The organism is Aerococcus sp. HMSC10H05, assembly GCF_001806975.1.
Lineage (GTDB): Bacteria > Bacillota > Bacilli > Lactobacillales > Aerococcaceae > Aerococcus > Aerococcus viridans_B.
In genome coordinates, this window is the sequence record NZ_KV786951.1 from 1 (window position 1) to 22,095 (window position 22,095).

At 36.5% G+C, this 22,095-nt stretch carries 21 protein-coding genes, 1 other RNA gene and 2 other annotated features; of the genes, 19 read left to right on the forward strand and 3 right to left on the reverse strand.

What is annotated here, in order from left to right; translation table 11 throughout:
- Positions 1–202 precede the first annotated feature (202 nt).
- From mreC to HMPREF3116_RS01440, 15 genes are all read left to right on the forward strand, one after another.
- Complete coding sequence (gene mreC / locus HMPREF3116_RS01370) at positions 203–1,108, forward strand: rod shape-determining protein MreC (protein ID WP_070467141.1); 906 nt, start codon at positions 203–205, stop codon at positions 1,106–1,108.
- A 10-nt stretch (positions 1,109–1,118) separates the two neighbouring features.
- A complete protein-coding gene (gene mreD, locus HMPREF3116_RS01375; RefSeq protein ID WP_070467144.1) occupies positions 1,119–1,640 on the forward strand; it encodes a rod shape-determining protein MreD in 522 nt (173 codons plus the stop codon).
- A 44-nt stretch (positions 1,641–1,684) separates the two neighbouring features.
- Positions 1,685–1,903, forward strand: a binding site (T-box leader).
- 57 nt (positions 1,904–1,960) lie between these two features.
- Positions 1,961–3,412, forward strand: coding sequence for an ABC transporter permease subunit (locus HMPREF3116_RS08720; protein ID WP_083272708.1), 1,452 nt, complete (start codon positions 1,961–1,963; stop codon positions 3,410–3,412).
- Between the two features lie 15 nt (positions 3,413–3,427).
- A complete protein-coding gene (locus HMPREF3116_RS01385) occupies positions 3,428–4,105 on the forward strand; it encodes an amino acid ABC transporter ATP-binding protein (RefSeq protein WP_070467146.1) in 678 nt (225 codons plus the stop codon).
- A gap of 101 nt (positions 4,106–4,206) precedes the next feature.
- Positions 4,207–4,282: a sequence feature (ribosomal protein L21 leader region), on the forward strand.
- A gap of 15 nt (positions 4,283–4,297) precedes the next feature.
- Entirely contained in the window at positions 4,298–4,606 is a 309-nt protein-coding gene (gene rplU / locus HMPREF3116_RS01390; RefSeq protein ID WP_070467147.1) for a 50S ribosomal protein L21, read from the forward strand.
- A gap of 17 nt (positions 4,607–4,623) precedes the next feature.
- Positions 4,624–4,968, forward strand: a complete 345-nt coding sequence (locus tag HMPREF3116_RS01395) for a ribosomal-processing cysteine protease Prp (protein WP_070467149.1) — start codon at positions 4,624–4,626, stop codon at positions 4,966–4,968.
- A gap of 16 nt (positions 4,969–4,984) precedes the next feature.
- Positions 4,985–5,272 carry a 50S ribosomal protein L27 gene (gene rpmA, locus HMPREF3116_RS01400; protein WP_070467150.1) on the forward strand — a complete coding sequence of 96 codons (288 nt, stop codon included), beginning with the start codon at positions 4,985–4,987 and terminating at the stop codon, positions 5,270–5,272.
- Between the two features lie 383 nt (positions 5,273–5,655).
- Positions 5,656–6,690 (forward strand): class I SAM-dependent methyltransferase, encoded by a 1,035-nt coding sequence (locus HMPREF3116_RS01405; RefSeq protein WP_070467152.1) that lies wholly within the window; start codon positions 5,656–5,658, stop codon positions 6,688–6,690.
- Positions 6,691–6,821: 131 nt separating this feature from the next.
- Positions 6,822–8,024, forward strand: coding sequence for an acetate/propionate family kinase (locus HMPREF3116_RS01410; protein ID WP_070467155.1), 1,203 nt, complete (start codon positions 6,822–6,824; stop codon positions 8,022–8,024).
- Between the two features lie 204 nt (positions 8,025–8,228).
- Complete coding sequence (locus HMPREF3116_RS01415) at positions 8,229–9,299, forward strand: DUF871 domain-containing protein (protein ID WP_070467157.1); 1,071 nt, start codon at positions 8,229–8,231, stop codon at positions 9,297–9,299.
- Positions 9,292–10,188 carry an N-acetylmuramic acid 6-phosphate etherase gene (murQ, locus tag HMPREF3116_RS01420; RefSeq protein WP_070467159.1) on the forward strand — a complete coding sequence of 299 codons (897 nt, stop codon included), beginning with the start codon at positions 9,292–9,294 and terminating at the stop codon, positions 10,186–10,188. The genes HMPREF3116_RS01415 and murQ overlap by 8 nt, the downstream gene beginning before the upstream one ends.
- A 16-nt stretch (positions 10,189–10,204) precedes the next feature.
- Entirely contained in the window at positions 10,205–11,701 is a 1,497-nt protein-coding gene (locus HMPREF3116_RS01425; RefSeq protein ID WP_070467160.1) for a PTS transporter subunit EIIC, read from the forward strand.
- A 90-nt stretch (positions 11,702–11,791) separates the two neighbouring features.
- Entirely contained in the window at positions 11,792–12,652 is an 861-nt protein-coding gene (locus HMPREF3116_RS01430; RefSeq protein WP_070467162.1) for a MurR/RpiR family transcriptional regulator, read from the forward strand.
- A gap of 105 nt (positions 12,653–12,757) precedes the next feature.
- Positions 12,758–13,129, forward strand: a complete 372-nt coding sequence (locus HMPREF3116_RS01435; RefSeq protein ID WP_070467166.1) for a Spx/MgsR family RNA polymerase-binding regulatory protein — start codon at positions 12,758–12,760, stop codon at positions 13,127–13,129.
- Between the two features lie 55 nt (positions 13,130–13,184).
- Positions 13,185–14,345 (forward strand): M20/M25/M40 family metallo-hydrolase, encoded by a 1,161-nt coding sequence (locus HMPREF3116_RS01440; RefSeq protein WP_246819010.1) that lies wholly within the window; start codon positions 13,185–13,187, stop codon positions 14,343–14,345.
- 67 nt (positions 14,346–14,412) lie between these two features.
- Here the strand turns inward: HMPREF3116_RS01440 and HMPREF3116_RS01445 are convergent, their stop codons facing one another.
- The 3 genes from HMPREF3116_RS01445 to HMPREF3116_RS01455 all read right to left on the reverse strand — a co-directional run bounded on the left by HMPREF3116_RS01445 (position 14,413) and on the right by HMPREF3116_RS01455 (position 16,698).
- Complete coding sequence (locus HMPREF3116_RS01445) at positions 14,413–14,877, reverse strand: universal stress protein (RefSeq protein ID WP_070467170.1); 465 nt, start codon at positions 14,875–14,877, stop codon at positions 14,413–14,415.
- 262 nt (positions 14,878–15,139) lie between these two features.
- Positions 15,140–15,327, reverse strand: a non-coding RNA gene (gene ssrS / locus HMPREF3116_RS01450) — 6S RNA.
- Between the two features lie 99 nt (positions 15,328–15,426).
- Positions 15,427–16,698, reverse strand: coding sequence for a replication-associated recombination protein A (locus HMPREF3116_RS01455; protein WP_070467174.1), 1,272 nt, complete (start codon positions 16,696–16,698; stop codon positions 15,427–15,429).
- A 189-nt stretch (positions 16,699–16,887) separates the two neighbouring features.
- Here HMPREF3116_RS01455 and gshAB point away from each other — a divergent pair, with 189 nt between their 5' ends.
- The 4 genes from gshAB (at position 16,888) to mnmA (ending at position 21,982) form a co-directional block, all read left to right on the forward strand.
- The gene (gene gshAB / locus HMPREF3116_RS01460) at positions 16,888–19,182 is read left to right on the forward strand and encodes a bifunctional glutamate--cysteine ligase GshA/glutathione synthetase GshB (RefSeq protein WP_070467177.1); all 2,295 of its coding nucleotides are present in this window, start codon (positions 16,888–16,890) and stop codon (positions 19,180–19,182) included.
- A complete protein-coding gene (locus tag HMPREF3116_RS01465; RefSeq protein WP_070467179.1) occupies positions 19,182–20,312 on the forward strand; it encodes a cysteine desulfurase family protein in 1,131 nt (376 codons plus the stop codon). Before gshAB ends, HMPREF3116_RS01465 begins: the two co-directional genes overlap by 1 nt.
- Before the next feature lie 33 nt (positions 20,313–20,345).
- The gene (locus HMPREF3116_RS01470) at positions 20,346–20,690 is read left to right on the forward strand and encodes a hypothetical protein (protein WP_070467181.1); all 345 of its coding nucleotides are present in this window, start codon (positions 20,346–20,348) and stop codon (positions 20,688–20,690) included.
- Positions 20,691–20,890: 200 nt separating this feature from the next.
- Complete coding sequence (mnmA, locus tag HMPREF3116_RS01475; RefSeq protein ID WP_070467204.1) at positions 20,891–21,982, forward strand: tRNA 2-thiouridine(34) synthase MnmA; 1,092 nt, start codon at positions 20,891–20,893, stop codon at positions 21,980–21,982.
- Positions 21,983–22,095 lie beyond the last annotated feature (113 nt).

Genomic DNA, 22,095 nt, shown 5'->3' on the forward strand with positions numbered 1-22,095 from the left:
AACACGGGTTCGAGTCCCGTACGGGTCATCATATTATGTAAAAGGGAGGCGAAAGCTTCTCTTTTTTGCTTTGATAAATTATCTTTGTCTTAAGCTTATCCTAAAAGAAATATTAAGAATAAATTTGCGTGGATAAACATTACAAATTAACTTTAGACTTTGTTATAATAAATACCATATGTAAGTGAAGGGATGGATAATATTGCGACGATTTTTTGAGAATAAAAAATTAATTGTCCTGCTTGTTAGTGTCATCACTTCATTCAGTATGATTGCCTACTCGATATTTAGTCAATCACAGATGCCCAAACCAGTTTTATGGGTGAATGATGTGACCGCAGTTGTAGGTAGATTTGTGTCTACACCAACAAATGCGATGATGCGCTTTACAGACTCAATTAACGATTTAATGAATACGTATGAAGAAAACCAACGATTGAAAAGTCAAATTTTTTCACTTGAAGAACTAGAAGCTCAAAATGAGATTCTACAAAGTGAAAATGAAGAATTGTCAGCATTACTAGATTTGCAACCTTCTTTGGTTGGGAAAAACGTTATTGCTTCTTCTGTTATTTCTAGATCACCGGATACTTGGTTAGATTCAATTACAATCGATGTAGGATCCAACAGTGGTATCGAAAAGAATATGTCTGTAATGACAGAGAGTGGACTTGTTGGTCATATTACAGAGGTATCTGCAACAAGTTCAAAAGTTCAATTATTAATTACGGAAAATAATCAAATGACGAATGTTGCTGTGAGCATCCAAACTGATGATGGCATAGTGTCTGGGATTTTATCTGACTATGATGAGAAGACACAAGAATTGATTTTAAAACAAGTGCCTAACGATACACAAATTAGTAAAGGGAATACTGTTACAACTAGTGGATTAGGAGGCGTATCTCCTGAGGGATTAATTATTGGAGAAGTTACTTCAGCAAAATCCGATAATTTTGGTTTGTCTCAATCAGTTAAAGTTAAACCTAGTGCAGATTTTAAAGACATTCGAACAGTGCTTGTAGTGATGACGTTGAATGATAATTCAAGTGATAGTGACGACCAAGCTAGTGAAACATCTTCCGTCTCTTCAGATAGTCAAGAGTAGGAGGGTAAATATGTTACATTTCTTTAAAAATAATTTTTTGATACCGACCTTTGTTTTTTTTATCCTTTTACTAGATGGCAGCGTGATGACTATGTTGTCTTATAGTTTAGGCAGTGAGAACTTTCAAATAAGTCCTCAGTTTACGCTTATCGTAATAACTTTATTAGCCGTTTATTTGATGAATGATTCAAATATTTTTCTCGTAAGTATTTTAATCGGATTTGTATATGATGCTTACTATTCTTCAATCCTTGGTGTGAATTTATTTTTATTTCCTATGATTGTTATTTTAACTAGAGTTGTGATTAAAAAATTACCAATGAATTTCTATACAATTTGGCTATGGTTATTGATTATATATACGGGTTATACGCATTTCATTTATGCTTTGTATTATCTAATTGATATTCACAATAGTTCTTATTATTACTTTTTAAGTCAAAACTATATACCATCGCTACTATTTAATGCATTCTTAGGTTTTATTTTTATTTGGTTAATTCAAAAATTAGTCATCTGGTTTGAAAAATAATACTTGATTAAAAATTATAAAATGATTATAATAAGTTTAAAATATGAAAAGTGTTGATTGGAAGAGGTTACGACTGACTTATTAAAGAGAGCCTAGCTAAGTTGAGAATAGGTATAAGAATCGTATCTACACACCCAAGAGCAAATTATTAAAGATAATTCGTATGTGAGCGTTAATCACAGTGTCATCTTTGACACACAGAGATAGCAATCGTGAGTTTGCTATGAAAAAAGGTGGAACCACGTTTATTTCACGTCCTTTTATACCAATGTAGTTTGGTGTAGAAGGGCGTTTTTTTATTTAATTGGAGGGTAAAAGCAATGAAAAAATATAAATTTAAGAATAGGATATTAGCAATTATTTTATCTTTAGGTCTGATATTTACAAATGGTATGACACAAGTGAAGGCAACAACTGAAGATCCTGACGTTGAAACATATACTATTGGTTTAGATGATACATTTGCACCGATGGGCTTCCGTGATGGTTCAGGGGAATTGGTTGGATTTGATGTCGATCTAGCTAATGCTGTTGCAGATTTATATGGATGGCATTTAGATTTCCAACCAATAGATTGGGCAATAAAAGAAACAGAACTAAATTCTGGTAACATCGATATGATTTGGAATGGGTACGGAATTACGGCAGAACGAGAAGAAATGGTATTATTCTCAAAGCCCTATATTGAGTCAGGACAAATGGTTATTAGTAAAAGTGGATCGGGAATTGAATCATTAGAAGATTTAGCTGGAAAGACAATTGCGACACAATCAGGTTCGACAGCATTGACTTTTATGCAAGAATGGCCAAATGACTTGTATGACCAGTTAGCAAATGAGCCAGTTTTATATCCTTCTTATAATGAAGTTTTCGCTGATCTTGATGCTGATCGTGTAGATGCAATCTATGCTGGTGATATTTATTCTAGATATACATTAAATCAAAAAGGTACATTAGATGAGTATGAATACTTTGTAGATGAAACCTCCATTGAACCCATGGGTGTGGGTTTTAGAAAAACGGATATTGAATTAAAAAATCAAGTTGACGCCGGAATTGAGGAACTAAAAGAAAATGGTACCTATGATGAAATTTTTGCCAAATGGTTTGGTGAAGAATCACAATCTTCTAATTCATCTAATATTGTGGTAACCGTATTACCATCTTTATTAAATGGTTTGAAATTAACCTTATTATTATTTGCAATTGTACTAGTGCTATCTGTACCGGTCGGATTCTTGATAGGAATATTACGTGTTTTTGGTCCTAAATGGTTGCAAGCTATTATAGAAACATATGTTTTCATTATGCGTGGTAGTCCATTGATGCTACAATTAATGGTTATCTTCTTCGGCTTACCATATATAGGCATTGCTTTAGATAGATTTCCTGCTGCTATTCTCGCTTATGTGGTTAATTATGCGGCATATTTTGCAGAAATATTTAGAGGCGGTATTTCTGCAGTACCAGACGGTCAATATGAGAGTATCTCTGTGTTAGGAATTGGTAAAATTCGTGGATTTCGAAGAATTATCTTACCACAAGTTGTAAATATCGTATTACCGTCAATCGGTAACGAAGTGATTTCTCTAATTAAAGATACCTCATTAGTATATGTAATTGGGCTAGGGGAGCTACTAAGAGCCGGAAATATTGCAGCGAATACCTATGCGTCCTTAGTCCCATATTTAGTTGCAGGAGCGATTTACTTAGTGATTACGGCCGTTTTAACATATATATTACGTAAATTTGAAAATCAATTGAAATGGTGATAGGGAGGTTATCATATGTCATTAAAGGTATCAGGACTAAACAAGTCTTATAGAGAAAATCAGGTAATTAAAGACTATGATTTTGAAATTAACCCAGGTGAAGTAGTCATTCTGCTTGGTCGTTCAGGTACAGGAAAAACGACATTTATGCGAATTATTAATAATCTTGAAGAAGCTGACCGTGGCACAATTGAAATTAATGGAAAGATATTATCGAAAGATAACGGTACAAAAGCAGTTTACAGTTCAAATAGCGAACGACGAGCTTATCAAAATGAGTTGGGAATGGTTTTTCAAGATTATCAATTATTTCCAAATTTAACAGTCATCCAAAACTTAATTGAAGCACCATTGGCACAAGGACTTAAAAATAAAGCAGATCTGATTAAAGATGGAAAAAAATTATTAGCAGATGTGGGGCTTTCTGATAAGGCAGATGTATATCCTTCGACCTTATCTGGAGGACAAAAACAACGTATTGCGATTGCAAGAGCGCTAATGTTGAATCCAAGTGTGTTATGTTTTGATGAACCAACTTCAGCTTTAGATAGAGAATCAGCTGATCAAATTGGGGCTTTGATCACTACCTTAGCTAGAGAACAAGGTAAAGCGATATTGATTGTTACTCATGATACTGTATTTGGAAAACAAATTGGTACAAGGATTGAGTCATCGGTTGACTTTGCGAAATAGTAGAATATAATGCAGTTCATTGTTTTAACTTAATTATGATGAATTCCTTGACGAGTTTAAGTTATTTTGATAGTATATATGATGTTGTAAAAAGTGTGAGCACCACACTGCAACCGCACATGATAGCGTATTTTAAGTGTCGAAAGACCACGTATCGTGGCGAGTCTAAGTCTATATAAGGAGGTGCGTGAGATGTACGCAATTATTAAAACTGGTGGAAAACAAATTAAAGTTGAAGCTGGACAAGCGATCTACATTGAAAAATTAAATGCAGAAGCAGGAGATAAAGTTACTTTTGATCAAGTAGTCTTTGTTGGTGGTGACGATGTGAAAGTGGGAACACCTTTAGTTGAAGGTGCGACTGTTGAAGCAACTGTTGAAAAACAAGGTCGTCAAAAGAAAGTAACTACTTTCAAATACAAACCAAAGAAAGACTCTCATCGTAAGCAAGGTCATCGTCAACCATACACTAAAGTTGTAATTGATTCAATCAACGCCTAGTTATCAGCCGTGATGATATGATTCAAGCAATTTTTAAAACTGACGAGAAAGATCAATTTGTTAGCTTAGAAGTTTCTGGCCACGCTTTTGCGGGAGAATACGGGCAAGATATTGTCTGTGCTGGAGTATCTGCAGTTGTCTTATCAACGGTGAATAATCTTACACGAATGGCAAATATCGAACCGCTTATTGAAGCCGATGAAGAAAATGGCGGTTACTTGTATATTGAGTTAACCAAGACTCTTTCTACCGATCAAGGTCAACTTGCTCAAATGTTATTAATGAGTTGCTATTTGGCTTTGTCTGAGGACGTTGAAGCAAATTATAGTGACTTTATACATGTATCCAAAACAACGAAATAATAAAGGAGGTTATTCCATGTTGAAATTTGATTTACAATTCTTCGCCACAAAAAAAGGGGGCGGATCTACTGCCAATGGTCGTGACTCTCAAGCAAAACGTCTAGGTGCTAAACGTGCTGATGGTCAAGAAGTTACAGGTGGTTCAATTTTATACCGCCAACGCGGTACTAAAATTTATCCAGGTGTAAATGTAGGCCGTGGTGGAGATGATACTTTATTTGCTAAAGTTGACGGTATTGTTCGTTTCGAACGTAAAGGCCGTAACCAAAAACAAGTGTCTGTATATCCAATTGCTGCTGAATAGTTCGTTGATATATCAACGTTGATTAGCCCTTTGTTCCCATCAGGGAAAGGGGTAAAAAAGTGTAATGTTCATCTTGAGCATTGCACTTTTTTTATTTTAGATAATCAATGATGTTTACATTTGAATTACTTATTTGATGTTCTAACTTTCTAAATTAGTGTCAGCATACCATTTTATAAAAGCCTCTAAATATACAATAATATTGATTAGTTTAATAACTACTGAATACAATTATATTATCGAAGTAAAATAGGATAACGAATGTGAGAGAGGATTGTACTGATAAATTACGCCCATATTCAATTTTTTCTATTCCTGATGTTTGACAGACAACTAATATTCATTGAAAATAGGAAATAACATAATGAGAGAGAGGAACTACTATGTCAGTAGAAAATATAAACCAGTTATTTGGTGTACTGCATGACTCAACAATTTTGATACAAGAAGCTTTAACATTTTCATATCTAGAGGCCTTATTTGAATCTTTACAGAATTTAGTGGATGGCGAAGTACAACAAATTGATCAACGTCCAAACGATGAAGAAGCTGAAAAGTTAAGAGAGATTTACGGAAAAATTGATATAAAAAGTTTTGAAGCTGAGGACATTCGTAAAGCCATCCAATTTGCTTTTATTGAAGGTGAAAAAGCTGATCAACTACAAGCTAATTATCATATGACACCAGAAGCTATTGCGATTTTAATGGGTTATTTTGCTACAAAATTAATAGATCATAATTATTTGGAGACTAAACAGAATCAAATAGTGATTAATTTATTTGATGCAACAATGGGGACAGGTAATTTATATGCCATTGTTTATAATGCACTAAAGAAAGCGGGTTATAAAATTCAAGGATTTGGTTATGATAATGATGATTTATTATTATCGATCGCTGACGTTTCCACCCGTCTGCAAGATATCCCAGCAAATTTATATCTTGGAGATTCACTCCAAAATCTAATTGTCCCTCCTAGCGACTTGATTGTGGGTGATTTGCCTTTAGGTTACTACCCAGTTGATGAAGTAGCAGATACATATTCTTCAGCTAAAAAACGTGGCGAAGGTGAGCATGCTTTTGTACATTATTTAATGGTTGAGCAAGGTTTGCGTTACTTAAAACCAAATGGATGGGGTATTTATATTGTGCCTGCTGGATTAATTCAAGATGAAAATATAAAAACCCTGATCGAGGCAATTGGAGAATACGGTTATTTCCAAGCATTATTATCTTTACCAACTAATCTCTTTAATAATGAAAAATCACGAAAAGCTATTTTACTTGTACAAAAGGCAGGAAATAAAGCTAAACAGAGTGAAAATGTCTTGGTTGGGGAAATACCTGATTTAAAGAGCAAAGAAGAATTGCCAAAATTCTTAACAGCCTTTGAAAATTTTCTTGAAAAAATGAAATAACCATATATTCATCTACTTTGCAAAAATGTATGAAATATAGTGTAGAGACCAAATGTCTTTACTATAATGAAAGTTATCATGTTATAATAAAGTTATATAAAAATATTGATTAATAATAAAGGAGAGAAAGCATGTCTAAAGTAATTGCTGTAAATGCAGGTTCTTCTAGTTTGAAATTTAAAATCTATGAAGTACCTAGTGAAGATGTTGTAGCATCAGGTCAAATCGATCGTATTGGAATTGGTAACTCTAACATTTCTATCAAATATGGCGAAGGTCAAAAATTTGAGGATGTTAAAGATATAGCTGATCACGAAGTAGCTACTGAATTCTTGTTAGACCAATTAAACACTTTAAACATTATTACTAGCTATGATGAAATTTCAGGTACTGGCCACCGTGTGGTAGCTGGTGGAGAAGTCTTTAAAGACTCTACACTATTGGATGAGGAGGCAATCCAAAAAATTGAAGAATTAGCAGAATTTGCACCTCTACATAACGGACCAGAAGCTCGTGCTATTCGTGCTTTCCAAAAAGTATTACCAGGAAAACCAGCTGTTGGCGTTTTTGATACATCATTCCACACAACAATGCCTGAAATAGCTTATTTATATTCTATTCCATTAGAGTACTACGAAGAATTCGGTGCTCGTCGTTATGGTGCACACGGTACTTCTCACAGATATGTAGCGAATCGTGCTGCTGAATTAATGGGTAAACCAATTGAAGATTTAAAAATCATTACTTGCCATTTAGGTAATGGGGGATCGATTACTGCTGTAGATGGTGGTAAATCTGTTGACACTTCTATGGGATTCACGCCATTAGCGGGTATTACAATGGGTACACGTTCTGGTGATATCGATGCATCTCTAGTTCAATTCTTAATGAAGAAATTAAATATCACTGATATTGATGAAATGATTTCTATCTTAAACAATAAATCAGGTTTATTAGGTTTATCAGGTGTATCTTCAGATATGCGTGATGTTGAAGATGCTGCAGATAAGGGTGACGAACGTTCACAAACTACATTAGAAATCTTCTATGACCGAGTGCGTAAGTATATTGGTCAATATATTGCGGTAATGGGTGGCGTTGATGCAGTTGTATTCACAGCCGGTATAGGAGAAAACTCTGGACGTACACGTGCAGCAATCATTGATGACCATATGTCATTCTTTGGTATGAAGATTGATGAAGCAGCAAATGATACACGTGACGAGGCGAAAATTTCTAGTGAAGATTCAAAAGTAGCAATTTACACTATTCCAACGGATGAAGAGTTAGTAATCGTTCGCGATACAGTACGTTTAGGTAACATTAACGAATAATCAAATATTTTTTCTAAAGAACTCAAGTTACAGTTTGATGTAAACTTGAGTTCTTTTTTTGTAATTAAATTTTAAATAAATGTGCATTTAAGTAAAAACTCTTTGATTGTTGAAAAAATATTTCAAAGTGATATAATGAAGTAAAATTAAAGCGCTTTCAAATGTCCGGATAAACACTAATTAAAAATGAAAGAGGGTGACATTATGTATGGTTTCTCGGTTTATTTAAATGAAGCCATTAACCAAAATGATATTGATCAGATGATTGATGCTGGATTTACTGGTATATTCACGTCAATTCACATTCCAGAAGATGACGACCAGCAATACCTAGGTCGGATGCGTGATCTAGGAAAGATTGCTAAGAGGAATGATCTATCTTTAGTGGTCGATATTTCAGGAACTAGTTTAAATAAAATTGGTGGCACATTTGATAATATTCAACCCATCATTGATTTAGGAATAACCGGCTTAAGGATTGATTACGGTATTGATTGGGAAATAGTGGCACGTTTGAGTAGAGAAATACATATCGCATTGAATGCGAGTACACTAACGACTCAAGACCTCGACCAACTTCATCTTTACCAAGCAAATTTAAAAAATATCACGGCTTGGCATAATTACTATCCAAGGCCAGAAACGGGTCTGGATATGCATACATTTAACCTGCATAATCGATTTTTAAAATCAAGGGGCTTACGCATCATGGCCTTTGTGGCTTCGGATGATAAAAAAAGAGGACCAATCTATGCTGGCTTGCCAACAGTTGAAGTACATCGAAATCTGCATCCTTTAGCTAGCACCTTAGATTTAATCACCAATGGTAATGTCGACGATGTTTATATTGGAGATCCGATGATTAGTCTAGAAGTACTTTTTCAATTCAAAGACTATATACAAAATAATATTATTTGTATTAATGCCAAAAGTGCAAGTGAATCAGTGTCAGAACAATTACCGTTAGTTTTAGGTAACCATACCAATCGACAAGATGCAGCGGCACTCGTTTTGAGAAGTCAAGAGTCTCGTATGCTCGTAAATACAACTATAAAACCTATCAATACCATTGTAAGACCAAAAGGTGCTATCACAATTGATAATGAAAAATATGGGCGTTATCAAGGGGAAATTCAGGTATGTAAAGTCGATCTACCTCAAGACGAAAAAGTAAATGTGGTTGGTCAGATAATTGACCCTGATAAATGCTTAATAACATTTATTGGACCTGGTCAAGCTTTTAAAATACAAATGGAGGATTTAATAGATGAGTGAAAAGATTAACCAGTTAACAACTGAAAAACGTCATCCTAATACGATGAATCTAGATCAAATGACCGTTAGACAAGTCCTAAAAGAAATGAATATGGAAGATCATAAGGTGCCAGAGGCAATCGCTGGAGCCCTAGGACAGATTGAAAAAGCTGTTGAAATGATTGTTCAATCGTTCAAGGCTGGTGGTCGATTGATATATTTTGGTGCAGGCACTTCTGGTCGATTAGGGGTATTAGATGCAGCTGAATGTGTCCCTACTTTTGGCGTTTCTAAAGATTTAGTAGTTGGTATCATTGCAGGTGGTGATAAAGCCATGATTGAAGCGGTGGAAGGTGCTGAAGATTCGTTGACGCTAGCAGAAGCAGACTTTAAAAAAATAGATTTAAAGGCCCATGACACTGTCGTAGGGATTGCTGCTTCAGGACGTACGCCTTATGTCATTGGGGGGTTGAAATATGCACAATCCATTGGGGCAAAAACGGTATCAATCGCTTGTAACCAGCAAGCTAAAATTAGTGATTATGCTCAAATTCCTATTGAAGTAGATTGTGGTCCGGAAATTTTAACTGGATCGACACGACTAAAAGCAGGGACTGCTCAAAAATTGATTTTAAATATGTTATCAACTGTTTCGATGATCGGTATTGGGAAAGTATATCAGAATTTAATGGTAGACGTACAAGCAACAAATGAGAAGCTTGAAGAACGATCGAGACGGATAATTATGGCTGCGACAGGCTGTAGTTATGAAGAAGCTGCTAGTTACTTTTTAGCGGCAAATAAAAATGTCAAAGTAGCTATCGTGATGATTCTATTGGATTTGGATCAAGAAGCTGCCAGTGAAAAAATAAAATCTGCAGATGGCTTTGTCAACCAAGTATTCAATTGATAAGGGGATGGGTATAATGAGTAAAATCAGTAATGAAGAAAGATTAGCACAAGCGATTTATCAACATATTGGTGGACCAACTAATGCCAGTAAAGTATATAACTGTATGACTCGAGTACGTATTCATATCATAGATAACCAACGAGTAGAAACAAAATCCTTAAAGCAAGTTGAAGGCGTTATGGGTGTGGTTGAAGATGGAGATACGCTACAGGTTGTCGTCGGTCCTGGTACAGCGGCAAAAGTAGCTACCGTCATGGCAGATCAAGGGCACATTCAACAAGGGAGACCAGTTCAAGAAAATCTTGATCCCGACATGACTTCTGGACGAGGTGAAGCTGAAAGAATAACTTCAGAAAATAAGGATAAACTAAAACAAAAAAATGATACACCATTTAAACGGGCATTAAAAGTCATCGCTTCTATCTTTGTACCATTAATACCAGCATTTGTTGGTGCAGGGATTATTGGTGGGATAGCTTCCATTATTCAAAATATGTTAACAGCGGGCGCATTAGCACCAGGTATGTGGGATAATATTTTCTTAGTGCTCAAGATCCTTCAAAATGGTTTATTTTTCTACTTAAATATTTATATTGGTATTAATGCTGCTCGTGTCTTTGGGGCGACAGAAGGTCTAGGTGGTATTGTTGCCGGCGTCACTTATCTTACAGGGATGTTACCTGAAGCCCCGCTACCAAATATTTTCACAGGTGGCGACCTAGTAGCTGGCCAAGGTGGTGTTATTGGGGTAATCATAGCAGTATATCTTTTAGCATTAGTTGAAAAAAACTTACGTAAATTTATTCCGGATGCCATAGATATCATTGTAACGCCTACTATTTCATTACTAGTTGTTGGGATGATAACGATTTTCTTCATTATGCCAATCGCTGGGTTTATCTCTACATCACTTGTAGGGGCATTGAACTGGATATTACAAGTTGGTGGTGCATTTGCAGGATTTATCTTAGGGGCAACCTTCCTACCTTTAGTCATGTTTGGATTACATCAAATCCTTACCCCAATTCATATTGAAATGATTGCAGCCACAGGGAAAACCGTACTTTTACCAATCCTTGCGATGGCAGGAGCGGGACAAGTTGGTGCTGCCTTCGCCTTATGGATGAAATGTCGTCGCAATAAACAATTAACCAATATTATTAAAGGTTCTTTACCTGTAGGGATTCTAGGCATTGGAGAACCATTAATTTATGCCGTAACCTTACCATTAGGTCGACCATTCGTAACAGCCTGTTTAGGAGGCGGTATCGGTGGTGCAGTTTTAGGTGCAATCGGTGGGGTAGGTGCCACAGCAATTGGGCCTTCAGGAGTTGCTTTGATTCCATTGATTGCTGATGGACAATGGCCAGCATATATCATCGGGCTAGTCGCAGCATATATCGGCGGTTTCATACTGACTTATCTATTTGGAATTCCAAAAACCGCCCAATCACCAAGTGAAATTACAGGCTCACCATTGAATACAATAGATGCGATAGAACATTTATAGTAAGATATAAATAGCTGAAAAAAGGGCTGTCAACACCTTGCTGGCGGCCCTTTAATAATGTGAAAAGATAGATGATAGAGAGGTGCCATAATGGCAAGAAATGTCCTTCAAATAATCAATGAAACATTGCAAGACTTACCCAGGTCGGAGCAAAAGATTGGTCAATTTATATTGGAGAAGCCAAAAGATGTTATTCAGATGAATGCAACCGATCTGGCCAAAGCAGCTAAATCAAGTCCAGCAGGGGTTATTCGTTTTTGCCATTCGATTGGTATGAGGGGATTTACTGCGTTGAAGTTAGCTTTGTCAGCACAAACTAGTCAAAGCGGCAATTTGAATTATACTGATATCGATCCTGATGAAAGCCTTGATAGGATTAAGGAAAAGTTAGCCACTAACGCGAGTGTCGTTTTTGCAGATACGAATATCACACTTGTTAATCAAGATATCGATCAAGTCACTGAGTGGATTATGGCTAGTCCAATAGTATTCTTATATGGCTTAGGCGCATCAAATATTGTCGCTGAAGACTTCCGCCAAAAATTTACCCGAATTGGGAAACAAATAATGGTAACTCAAGATCAGCATGAATTAGCTGCAGCCATGGCTATTGCGCCGAAAAACGCTTTATATATTGGTATATCCAATTCCGGGGAAAAATATGAAGGCACTGTAATGATGAATATGGCTAAAGAATTAGGATTAAACACAGTATCTTTAACTAAAGCAGGTGATAATACACTCGCTAAAGCAGCGGACATTGGGTTGCAGACAGCTGACACTAAGGAAGCTTTGTTAAGAAGTGGGGCGACAATATCACTCCTAGCGCAACTTTATGCGATTGATTTACTATTCTTCTCTTATTTGACTAAAAACTATGATACGCATGTCCAAAATTTAGCCTTATCTAAAGAGGCGACTAATGTACTTGAAGGTTTTTATGAAACATAATCTTAGAAAATGACCAGACTATTTTTTCCGTTTAATCAGATTTTTGAAGAAACAAAGGTCTGTTATGATTAAGAAATACAATGGATACAGAAAGGATGATGTATTGTGCTAAAAATTTATGGGTTAAAACAATGTTCAACTACTAAAAAGGTAAAAAAATATTTAGAAACGCAGGGGTTAACTTTTGGTGAGATTATAGATATTCGTGATCAGCCTCCTGCAGCTGAAGAATTAGCTTGGGCCTTAAGTAAAGTAGATGGCAAATATACAAAAATTTTGAATACGTCAGGTGGTTTATATCGTGAATTAGCTTTAAAAGATAAGCTAGCAGAGATGTCAGAACACGAATTTTTGCAATTACTGGCTAAAAACGGCATGCTAATAAAACGCCCATTCATTGTCGGCGATCAAGTTGCTACTGCAGGATCTAAATTACTTTTTTTAGATGAGGTATGGTTAGATAAACAAGATGCGTAACTAAACTTCAGATAGCTACCAATAATAAGTAAATGATGGGGGAATAGTATTGAAAATGGACAAGTTAAAAGCATGCATTGCGAGTCAGGAAAATGAGATGTTCGCATTTTTAGAAGAATTGGTGAATACTGAATCAGGAATTGATCAAATTAATGGGGTGAACCAAGTAGGAGCCATCATTCGTCAATGGTGTGAAAATATTGGTATGACAACACGGATAATCCCACATAATCAAGCAGGTGATCTACTAATTGCTGAGTACAAGACATCAGAAAACCAAGATAGAAAACCCATTGTTTTATCTGGTCACATGGATACAGTCTTCAATGCGGGTGTTACTTTGGACCATCATTTCCGCTTACTGGCAGACAAACCCGGATTTGCTAAGGGTGCAGGTCTGATGGATATGAAGGGTGGCTTAGTGATTGCCATGTATGTAGTGAAAAACTTAATCGAAATGGGGTATCAAAAACAGCCTTTGACCTTAATTTTTATACCAGATGAAGAAACTTTACACCGTTATTCACCTACCCGTCAAGAAGTGATAACAGCATTACAAGATGCAGCTTTAATGCTCAATTTTGAACCGTCATCAAGGTTTAATGAGGTGGTGGTTGGTCGTCAAGGGGGTATGATGATGAATGTAACAGTTGAAGGTGTTCAAGGTCACTCTGGAATGGAAGTTGAAGTTGGGCGATCTGCAGTTGTTGAATTAGCGCAAAAAGTTGTCGCGCTTGAAGCTTTAACTGATATTTCACGTAAGAAATTAATTAACTGTGGCATCATTAATGGCGGAGTTTCTGCTAATACAATACCAGGGGTTGCCAAAGGAAATTTTTCTTTACGTTTTCCTAATCAGGCCATTAAAGATGAAATCATTGATGATGTTGAACGTGTAATTTCTAAGCCTTATATTCCCGATACAGTGACAAAATTTGAAATTGAATCTGGTGTCGATGCGATGGTTTATACGGATAAAGTGGATCAGTTAGCAGACCATTATATAAAAACAGCTAATAAGCTAGGCTATGGAGCATTAACTAAAGTAGAGAGTCAAGGGGCCTCAGATGCTTCATTAGCATCTATTGTAGATATTCCTGTTATTGATGGTTTAGGTATCGTAGGGACAGGTGCGCATACACTTGAGGAAGAAGCTGATCTAACTTCTCTTGTACCACGAGTTGTGCTGTCTATTCAAGCAATATTAGATTTATAAAAAATACCGCTAAATATGGCTTATAAAGTTGCATATTTAGCGGTTTTATTATTTTAAATATGAATAATTACGCTGTAATTTCCTCGTTATCTAAGTTTGTTCTAACAACCAATACATCACATGGGGCATTGCGAATAACGTATTCAGATACGGAACCGATAAATAGACGCTCAACAGCATTGAGTCCGGTAGCACCAATCATAATTAAATCGGCCTTATGTTCTGGTGCTAAAGTGTGACAAATTTGGTACTTAGCAGAACCATAATCTATGACTGTTTCAACATGTTCGATGCCTGCTTTATGGGCTTCTTCCTCATAATCAGATAACATATTTTTAGCTCGTGATGTTACTGCTTCAGGAATGACCTCATTATAGATATTGGTAGTCTGGAAAGCAGAGGTGTCAATAATATGAGCTACAATCAGTGTAGCGTTGTTACGTTTAGCAACTGCTACTGCCTTTTTAAAGGCTAATCTAGACTCATCAGAACCATCGATTGGGGCTAATATACGTGAATATTCTTGATACATTTTCCTCACGCTCCTTTGTACTTATTATACCACTTAAAAAATATAAAGTAAGCACTTAAGTATCATTTTTGTAGTTATAAATCTAAAAAGTGAAGCATTTAATTTTGGGATACCATCCTTACTTGCGATTAGCTATTATAGTTACACTACAAAGTGATGATCAACTTTTTTTAAATATTGTTATGTCTATTCAGTATTGATGTTTTTTAGACTACAAAAAAAGGATGCGATAAACACATCCTCTAAAAATTTAATTTTATAAAAGAGCTCCGTTATGTGCCGTGATGAAATCTATCTGTATTGAACCCGCATTGATATACAGGTGGGAACCACATATCTACTTCAACAGTCCTCGTGATGAGGCGTTGTATCCATAAACCTTGGCAGTTCCCTAGATAGCTAATTGTTCGGTCAACACATGTAAAGAAATCGCGAACACTACAGAGTTATTCTTTCTATAAACATCATACAAGCTTTTATGTATAATTTCAAGTTTTTAAGCTTTGGAAGATAGACAACTTAGGTATCTGCAAGTTTATACTAAAATGATTATTTACCTTCGCGTTTACGCCGGTTTTCTGCTAAAGCACGTTCATAATTACCGGTATCTCCCGCTTGATAATAGCGCCGGTTAACGAGTGTATCAGGTAGGTATTGCTGTGCTACCCAATGATTAGGATAAGCGTGAGGATACTTGTACCCTTCGCCGTGACCTAGACTTTCTGCACCTTTGTAATGGGTATCCTTAAGATGTTTAGGGATTAAACCAGCTTTACCTGCTCTTACATCTGATAAGGCTGCGTCGATGCCCTCAATAGCAGAGTTTGATTTTGGTGATAGCGCTAAGTCTATAATAGCATTTGCTAATGGAATTCGGGCTTCAGGAAGCCCTAATTGATTAGCAGCATGAACTGCTGCTACCGTTCGCTCTGTTGCTTGTGGATTGGCTAAACCGATATCTTCATAGGCAATAACTAATAGACGTCGGCATAAAATGGACAATTCCCCAGCCTCAATTAAGCGAGCAGCATATAAGAGGGATGCATCTACGTCGCTACCACGGATACTTTTCTGAAAGGCAGAAATAACATCATAATGCATATCACCATCAGCATCATGGGAGAAGGCTTTCATTTGCATACTTTCTTCTGCAATTTCTAGCGTAATATGAATGCGACCTTCCGTATTCTCATCAGTTGATCGTACACTTAATTCAAGCGCATTTAAAGCAGAACGTAAGTCACCAAAAGCTGCGTGGGCGAAGTGGTCGATAGCATTATCATCAATATCCACTGGAAAAGCGCCTAAACCGCGTTCGCTATCTGTTAAAGCACGCTCTAATCCAATCCTTATATCTGTCTTTTCAAGAGGTTCTAATTGAAATATTTGCGCCCTAGACCGGATAGCTGGACTGGTATGAATAAAGGGGTTTTCTGTGGTTGCTCCAATAAGGGTGATGAGTCCTGATTCTAGATGTGGTAATAGAAAATCTTGTTTCGTTTTATCTAATCGATGAATTTCATCCAATAGTAAGACGAGACCACCAGAAAATTTAGCTTCGTCCACAACAGCTTGTAAATCTTTTTTGGTATCGGTGGCAGCATTTAATTTTCTAAAGGCATACTTAGTAGATCCAGCGATGGCTGAAGCAATGGAAGTTTTACCAATCCCTGGAGGTCCATATAGAATCATGGATGACAGTTGCATGGCTTTTACCATGCGAAAAATAATCTTGCCTTCCCTAACCAAATGTTGTTGACCGACGACTTCATCAATTGACCGCGGTCGCATACGGTAGGCTAAGGGCGTATTTTGTGCCATTCATCTAGCTCCTTTCTTGACTATATTTTGTCTAATTATATCATAGCTAAGGAAGTTTTACGAATATACGTTCGTTTTCATAAGAAAATAATAAGCTAGATAAATGGTCTGATGACGACTTTAATGATAAAATAAGTCGAACAACCATCGTGATGATGGTAGAAGAGTAGATGAGGAGTTAGAACATATATGAATTGGTTACAGTCATTCATTCAGCGAGCAGATATCAGCCATACTTTTAAAGAGGCATCAATAGGGATTGAGCGCGAAGGTCATCGGATTACACCAGCGGGCCAGTTAGCCCTAACACCGCATCCAAAACAAGTGGATGGGTCAACGACATCATTTTATATCCAACGGGACTTTGCAGAGTCGCAATTAGAGTTAGTAACACCACCAGTATATACTAGTGATCAAGTGATGGAGTGGTTGCAGGCAATACACGAAGTGGTGATAGAATCACTAACAGAAGAAGAACGTATTTGGCCTTTTTCAATGCCACCAGTCCTACCTGAGGATGAAGCTATTGCAGTTGCAGACTTAGAGGATGCGTCTGCAGTTGCGTATCGTGATTATCTAGTAGAAGTGTATGGAAAAAAATTACAAATGATTTCCGGTATTCACTATAATATGCAGGTTTCACCTGACTTCATTCAAAAACTACATGAAGAAGCAAAAGCAGTCGAAGGGAATAAGCAATCACTGAAAGCTTTCCAATCAGACTTCTACTTACGCTTAGCGCGGAATTTCTTGCGTTATCAGTGGATTTTAGTTTATCTTTTTGGCGCAGCACCTATAGCGGATGATAGCTTTTTCCGTGTGCCATCAGATAAATTTGACCACCCAGTCCGCTCAATTCGAAACTCTCATTTAGGTTATATCAATAAGGATGATGTGACATTTACTTACGACAACCTAGAGGACTATGTCGCACAGCTAGAAGCAAACGTGACGGAAAAACGTTTGATTGCAGAAAAAGAATTTTATTCAAATGTTCGCTTGCGAGGCGCTAATAAGGCAAGGTCTCTACTAGATAAAGGTATTAAATATCTTGAATTTAGACTCATTGACATACAACCTGATGCACCATATGGTATTAAAGCTTCGGATATTGACTTTATCAAGTACTTTGTTCTCTACCTAATTTGGTCAGGAAAAGATGTGAGCATGGCAGATGTTCATTATGGTATTGATTTAAAAACCAAAGTAGCTGAAGAAGATACCTTCTCAAAAACTCAAGCAATGGAAGAAGGATTAGTAATTCTGTCAGAAATGAAAGATATGTTAGCGGCTATAAATGCAGACCAGTCAATTATCGATACTACAGAAGTGATGGTGGAACGGTTGAAAGATCCCACCTTAACACCAGCTGGTAAGATGATGACTAGTATGCAAGATGTGGATGGTTATCTTGAAGCGGGACGTCAATTAGCAGAAGAATTATATCAGTCATCATGGGAGAAACCATATGCTTTAGGTGGCTTTGAAGATATGGAATTATCTACTCAAATTTTGATGTTTGATGCAATTCAAGAAGGCTATCAAATGGATATCTTAGACCGAGATGACCAGATGATTCGATTGAAGTATAAAACACACGAAGAAATTGTGAAGAATGCTAATATTACAAGCAAAGATCCTTATATTGGCCATTACGTGATGGAAAATAAAGTAGTTACGAAAGCACTGCTTGCAGAACATGGTATTCATGTGCCAAAAAGTTTAGAGTTTAATCAGTTTAACGAGGCTCTAAAAGTAGCTGATTTATATTCAGAAAAAGCATTTGTAATTAAACCTAAATCAACTAATATGGGGATTGGGATTTCTATATTCAAAAAAGGAGCTTCCAAACAGGCGTTTAAAGCTGCGCTTGAAATTGCATTTAGGGAAGATCATACAGTATTAATAGAAGATTTTGCCTTTGGAACGGAATACCGTTTCTACGTTCAAGAAGGGAAAGTCCTATCTATTGTAAACCGTGTAGGTGCGAATGTGATTGGTGATGGAGTGTCTACAGTTAAAGCACTCGTAGATAAGAAGAATGAAGATCCTAAGCGTGGTATTGACCATCGTTCACCATTAGAGAAGATTCAACTTGGTGAAATCGAAGTAAATACTTTGAAACAACAAGGCTTAACGCCGGATGATATCATCCCTGAAGGAAAACAAGTCATTTTAAGGGAAAATTCGAATATTTCTACAGGCGGAGATTCTATCGAAGTTTTAGCTGACATGCATGAATCATATAAAGAAATTGCAATTAAAATGGCTAAAGTTTTAGGCGTGAAAATTACTGGTTTAGATTTGATGATAGAGGATATTCATACACCAGCAACTGCGGATAATTATGCTTTAATTGAGGCCAACTTTAATCCAATGATGATGATGCATATTTATCCAGCATTTGGAGAAGGTAAACGGATTACAAAAGATCTATTAGCGTTCTTATTCCCAGAGAAAACAAAATTTACAGGAGGAAAATAATGAAAGGAATTTATTTAGATTACGCCGCTACAACGCCAGTTGATCCGGAAGTCATTGAAGTCATTAGCCAAGCAATGCGTGATGATTTTGGAAATGCTTCGAGTTTGTACAAAATCGGCCGTGAATCTAAGCAAAAACTAGAATCAGTTCGTCGACAAATTGCAGATACTTTAAATGCTTCTGCAGATGACATTATTATTACTTCTGGTGGAACTGAATCTAATGACTCAGCAATTAACCAAACCGTGGCTCGTCTATCTGAACAAGGTAAACATTTAATTACGACAGCTGCGGAACACTCTAGTGTATATCAAACAATGCGACACTTAGAAACATTAGGATTTGAAGTTACTTATTTAGGATTTGATGAAGAAGGGCATATCAATTTTGATGAATTGGTAGACAGTCTCCGTTCAGATACGATCTTAGTGTCAATAATGGCTGGAAATAATGAGGTAGGTTCCTTACAAGACATTCAAGCTATCGGAGACCTATTAAATGAACGGGATATATTCTTTCATACGGATACAGTTCAAACCTATCTAAACATTCCTTTAGATGTAGAAAAAATGCATATCGATGCTTTGTCAATGTCTGCCCATAAAATTTTTGGTCCTAAGGGAATAGGGTTTATGTATTACCGAAATGCTAAGGCCGACTTTTCTCCCTATGTACGTGGCGGAAACCAAGAAAATAAACATCGAGCAGGAACTGAAGCTTTACCGTTAATCTTGGGTATGTCTAAGGCAATTGAAAAGCAATATGTACAGATGGATAAGCATCAAGAGCATTTGAAAGCATTGCGTCAGTATTTCTTAGATGGCGCAAAAGCACGTGGTTTAAATTTTAAAATTAATGGTCCATTACAAGCTGAATTAGCTCATGTCCTAAATATTTATTGGCCAGGACATGCGTCGGATCAAGTTCTGATTAAGCTTGATTTAAGAGACGCATATTTATCAGCTGGCTCTGCTTGTACGGCAGGATCACTTGAACCATCCCGTGTGTTGATTTCTATGTATGGGGTTGATTCGCCACGAGTCCATGAAAGCTTACGTATTTCTTTTGGTGATCCAACTGATTTTTCTGACATTGATCAAATTTTAGATATTTTTGCTTCAATTAATTAATTCATTTCTAAATTTAATGGAGGTATGTTAAGGATGGCAATGACGGCAAGTGCCCAATTAAAAGGTGCGAATAAAAAATTCAAATTAGCGGATACAGTAAAGAAATATACCCTTAGAGACTACGGTTTTCAAGAGAGTAGACAAGGTAACTTTGAATTCGAACGCATTGTCACAGCATCATTTAATGACAGCCGGGAAGTCTTATTTAAAATGAAAGTAAATGCAAGTTTAGATAATTTTTCCATGACTGTGACCAACTTAAATGGTATGCAAGTTGTTAACGTGTATAAGAATGAGACAATGGTACCACTTCAAGAAGCTATTGAGCGATTACAAGCAGACATGGTATCTGCAGGTATATTGGAAGAAGTTGTATAAACTATATTTAATAAAAGTGCTTTAAAAAAGTAAGCGTATTGCTTGCTTTTTTTTGTCGTAGCCTGTATAATTTGTAGTTGTGATTTTATAATCTCTACTAACAACCTAATATACGACCTTCAATCGTAAAATTATGGCAGAAAGATGGTGATGTTGTGGTAGAAAATAATCCAAACAAAAATACTCGTGTGGTAGTAGGTATGAGTGGTGGCGTTGATTCCAGCGTGACAGCTCTATTATTGAAAGAACAAGGGTATGATGTTATCGGTATCTTCATGAAGAACTGGGATGACACTGACGAAAATGGCTTCTGTACAGCAACTGAAGACTATAAAGACGTTGCAGCAGTAGCCGCACAAATTGGTATTCCTTATTATTCAATTAACTTTGAAAAGGAATATTGGGACAAAGTATTCACTTATTTCTTAGATGAATATAAGCGTGACCGGACACCTAATCCGGATGTAATGTGTAATAAGGAAATCAAATTTAAAGCTTTCTTAGATTACGCACTAGAGTTGGGTGCAGACTATGTTGCTACTGGCCATTATGCGCAAGTTGAACGAGATGCTAAAGGTAAAGTACACATGCTACGTGGTTTTGATAATAATAAAGATCAAACATACTTCCTTAATCAATTATCACAAGACCAATTACAACGTGTAATGTTCCCTTTAGGCCATTTAGAAAAAACAGAAGTACGTCGAATTGCTGAAGAAGCAGGCTTGGCGACAGCTAAGAAAAAAGACTCAACTGGTATTTGCTTTATCGGTGAAAAGAATTTTAAAGAATTTCTAGGAAACTACCTACCAGCACAACCAGGTAAAATGATTGCTGAGGATGGTACAGTGATGGGTGACCATATGGGCCTTATGTACTATACAATTGGTCAACGTAAAGGCCTAGGCATCGGTGGTGGTGGCGAAACTGACCAACCGTGGTTTGTTGTAGGAAAAGACCAATCTAAAAATGTTTTATATGTGGGACAAGGTTTCCATAATGATAAGCTATATGCTGATTACTTAATGGCAAGTGACCTATCTTTTGTCGATGATGAATTTACGGCAACATCATTTGACTGTACTGCGAAATTCCGTTACCGTCAAAAAGATACTCAAGTCCATGTTGATATCCATGAAGATGGAACTGCAAAAATTACTTTCGCAGAACCAGTACGTGCAATCACCCCTGGACAAGCTGTTGTATTCTACGATGGACTAGAATGTCTAGGTGGCGGTACAATTGATGCTGCTTTCAAGAATAATGAAGTAGCAGAATTACAATACGTTTAATCAAACAGCATTCAATCATAGAAAACAAATCAAACTAACATAGAAGAGGCGTGATGTCATGGTCACGCCTTTTTTGTTTAGAAATGATTAGCTAACAAAGATATAAAGGGACA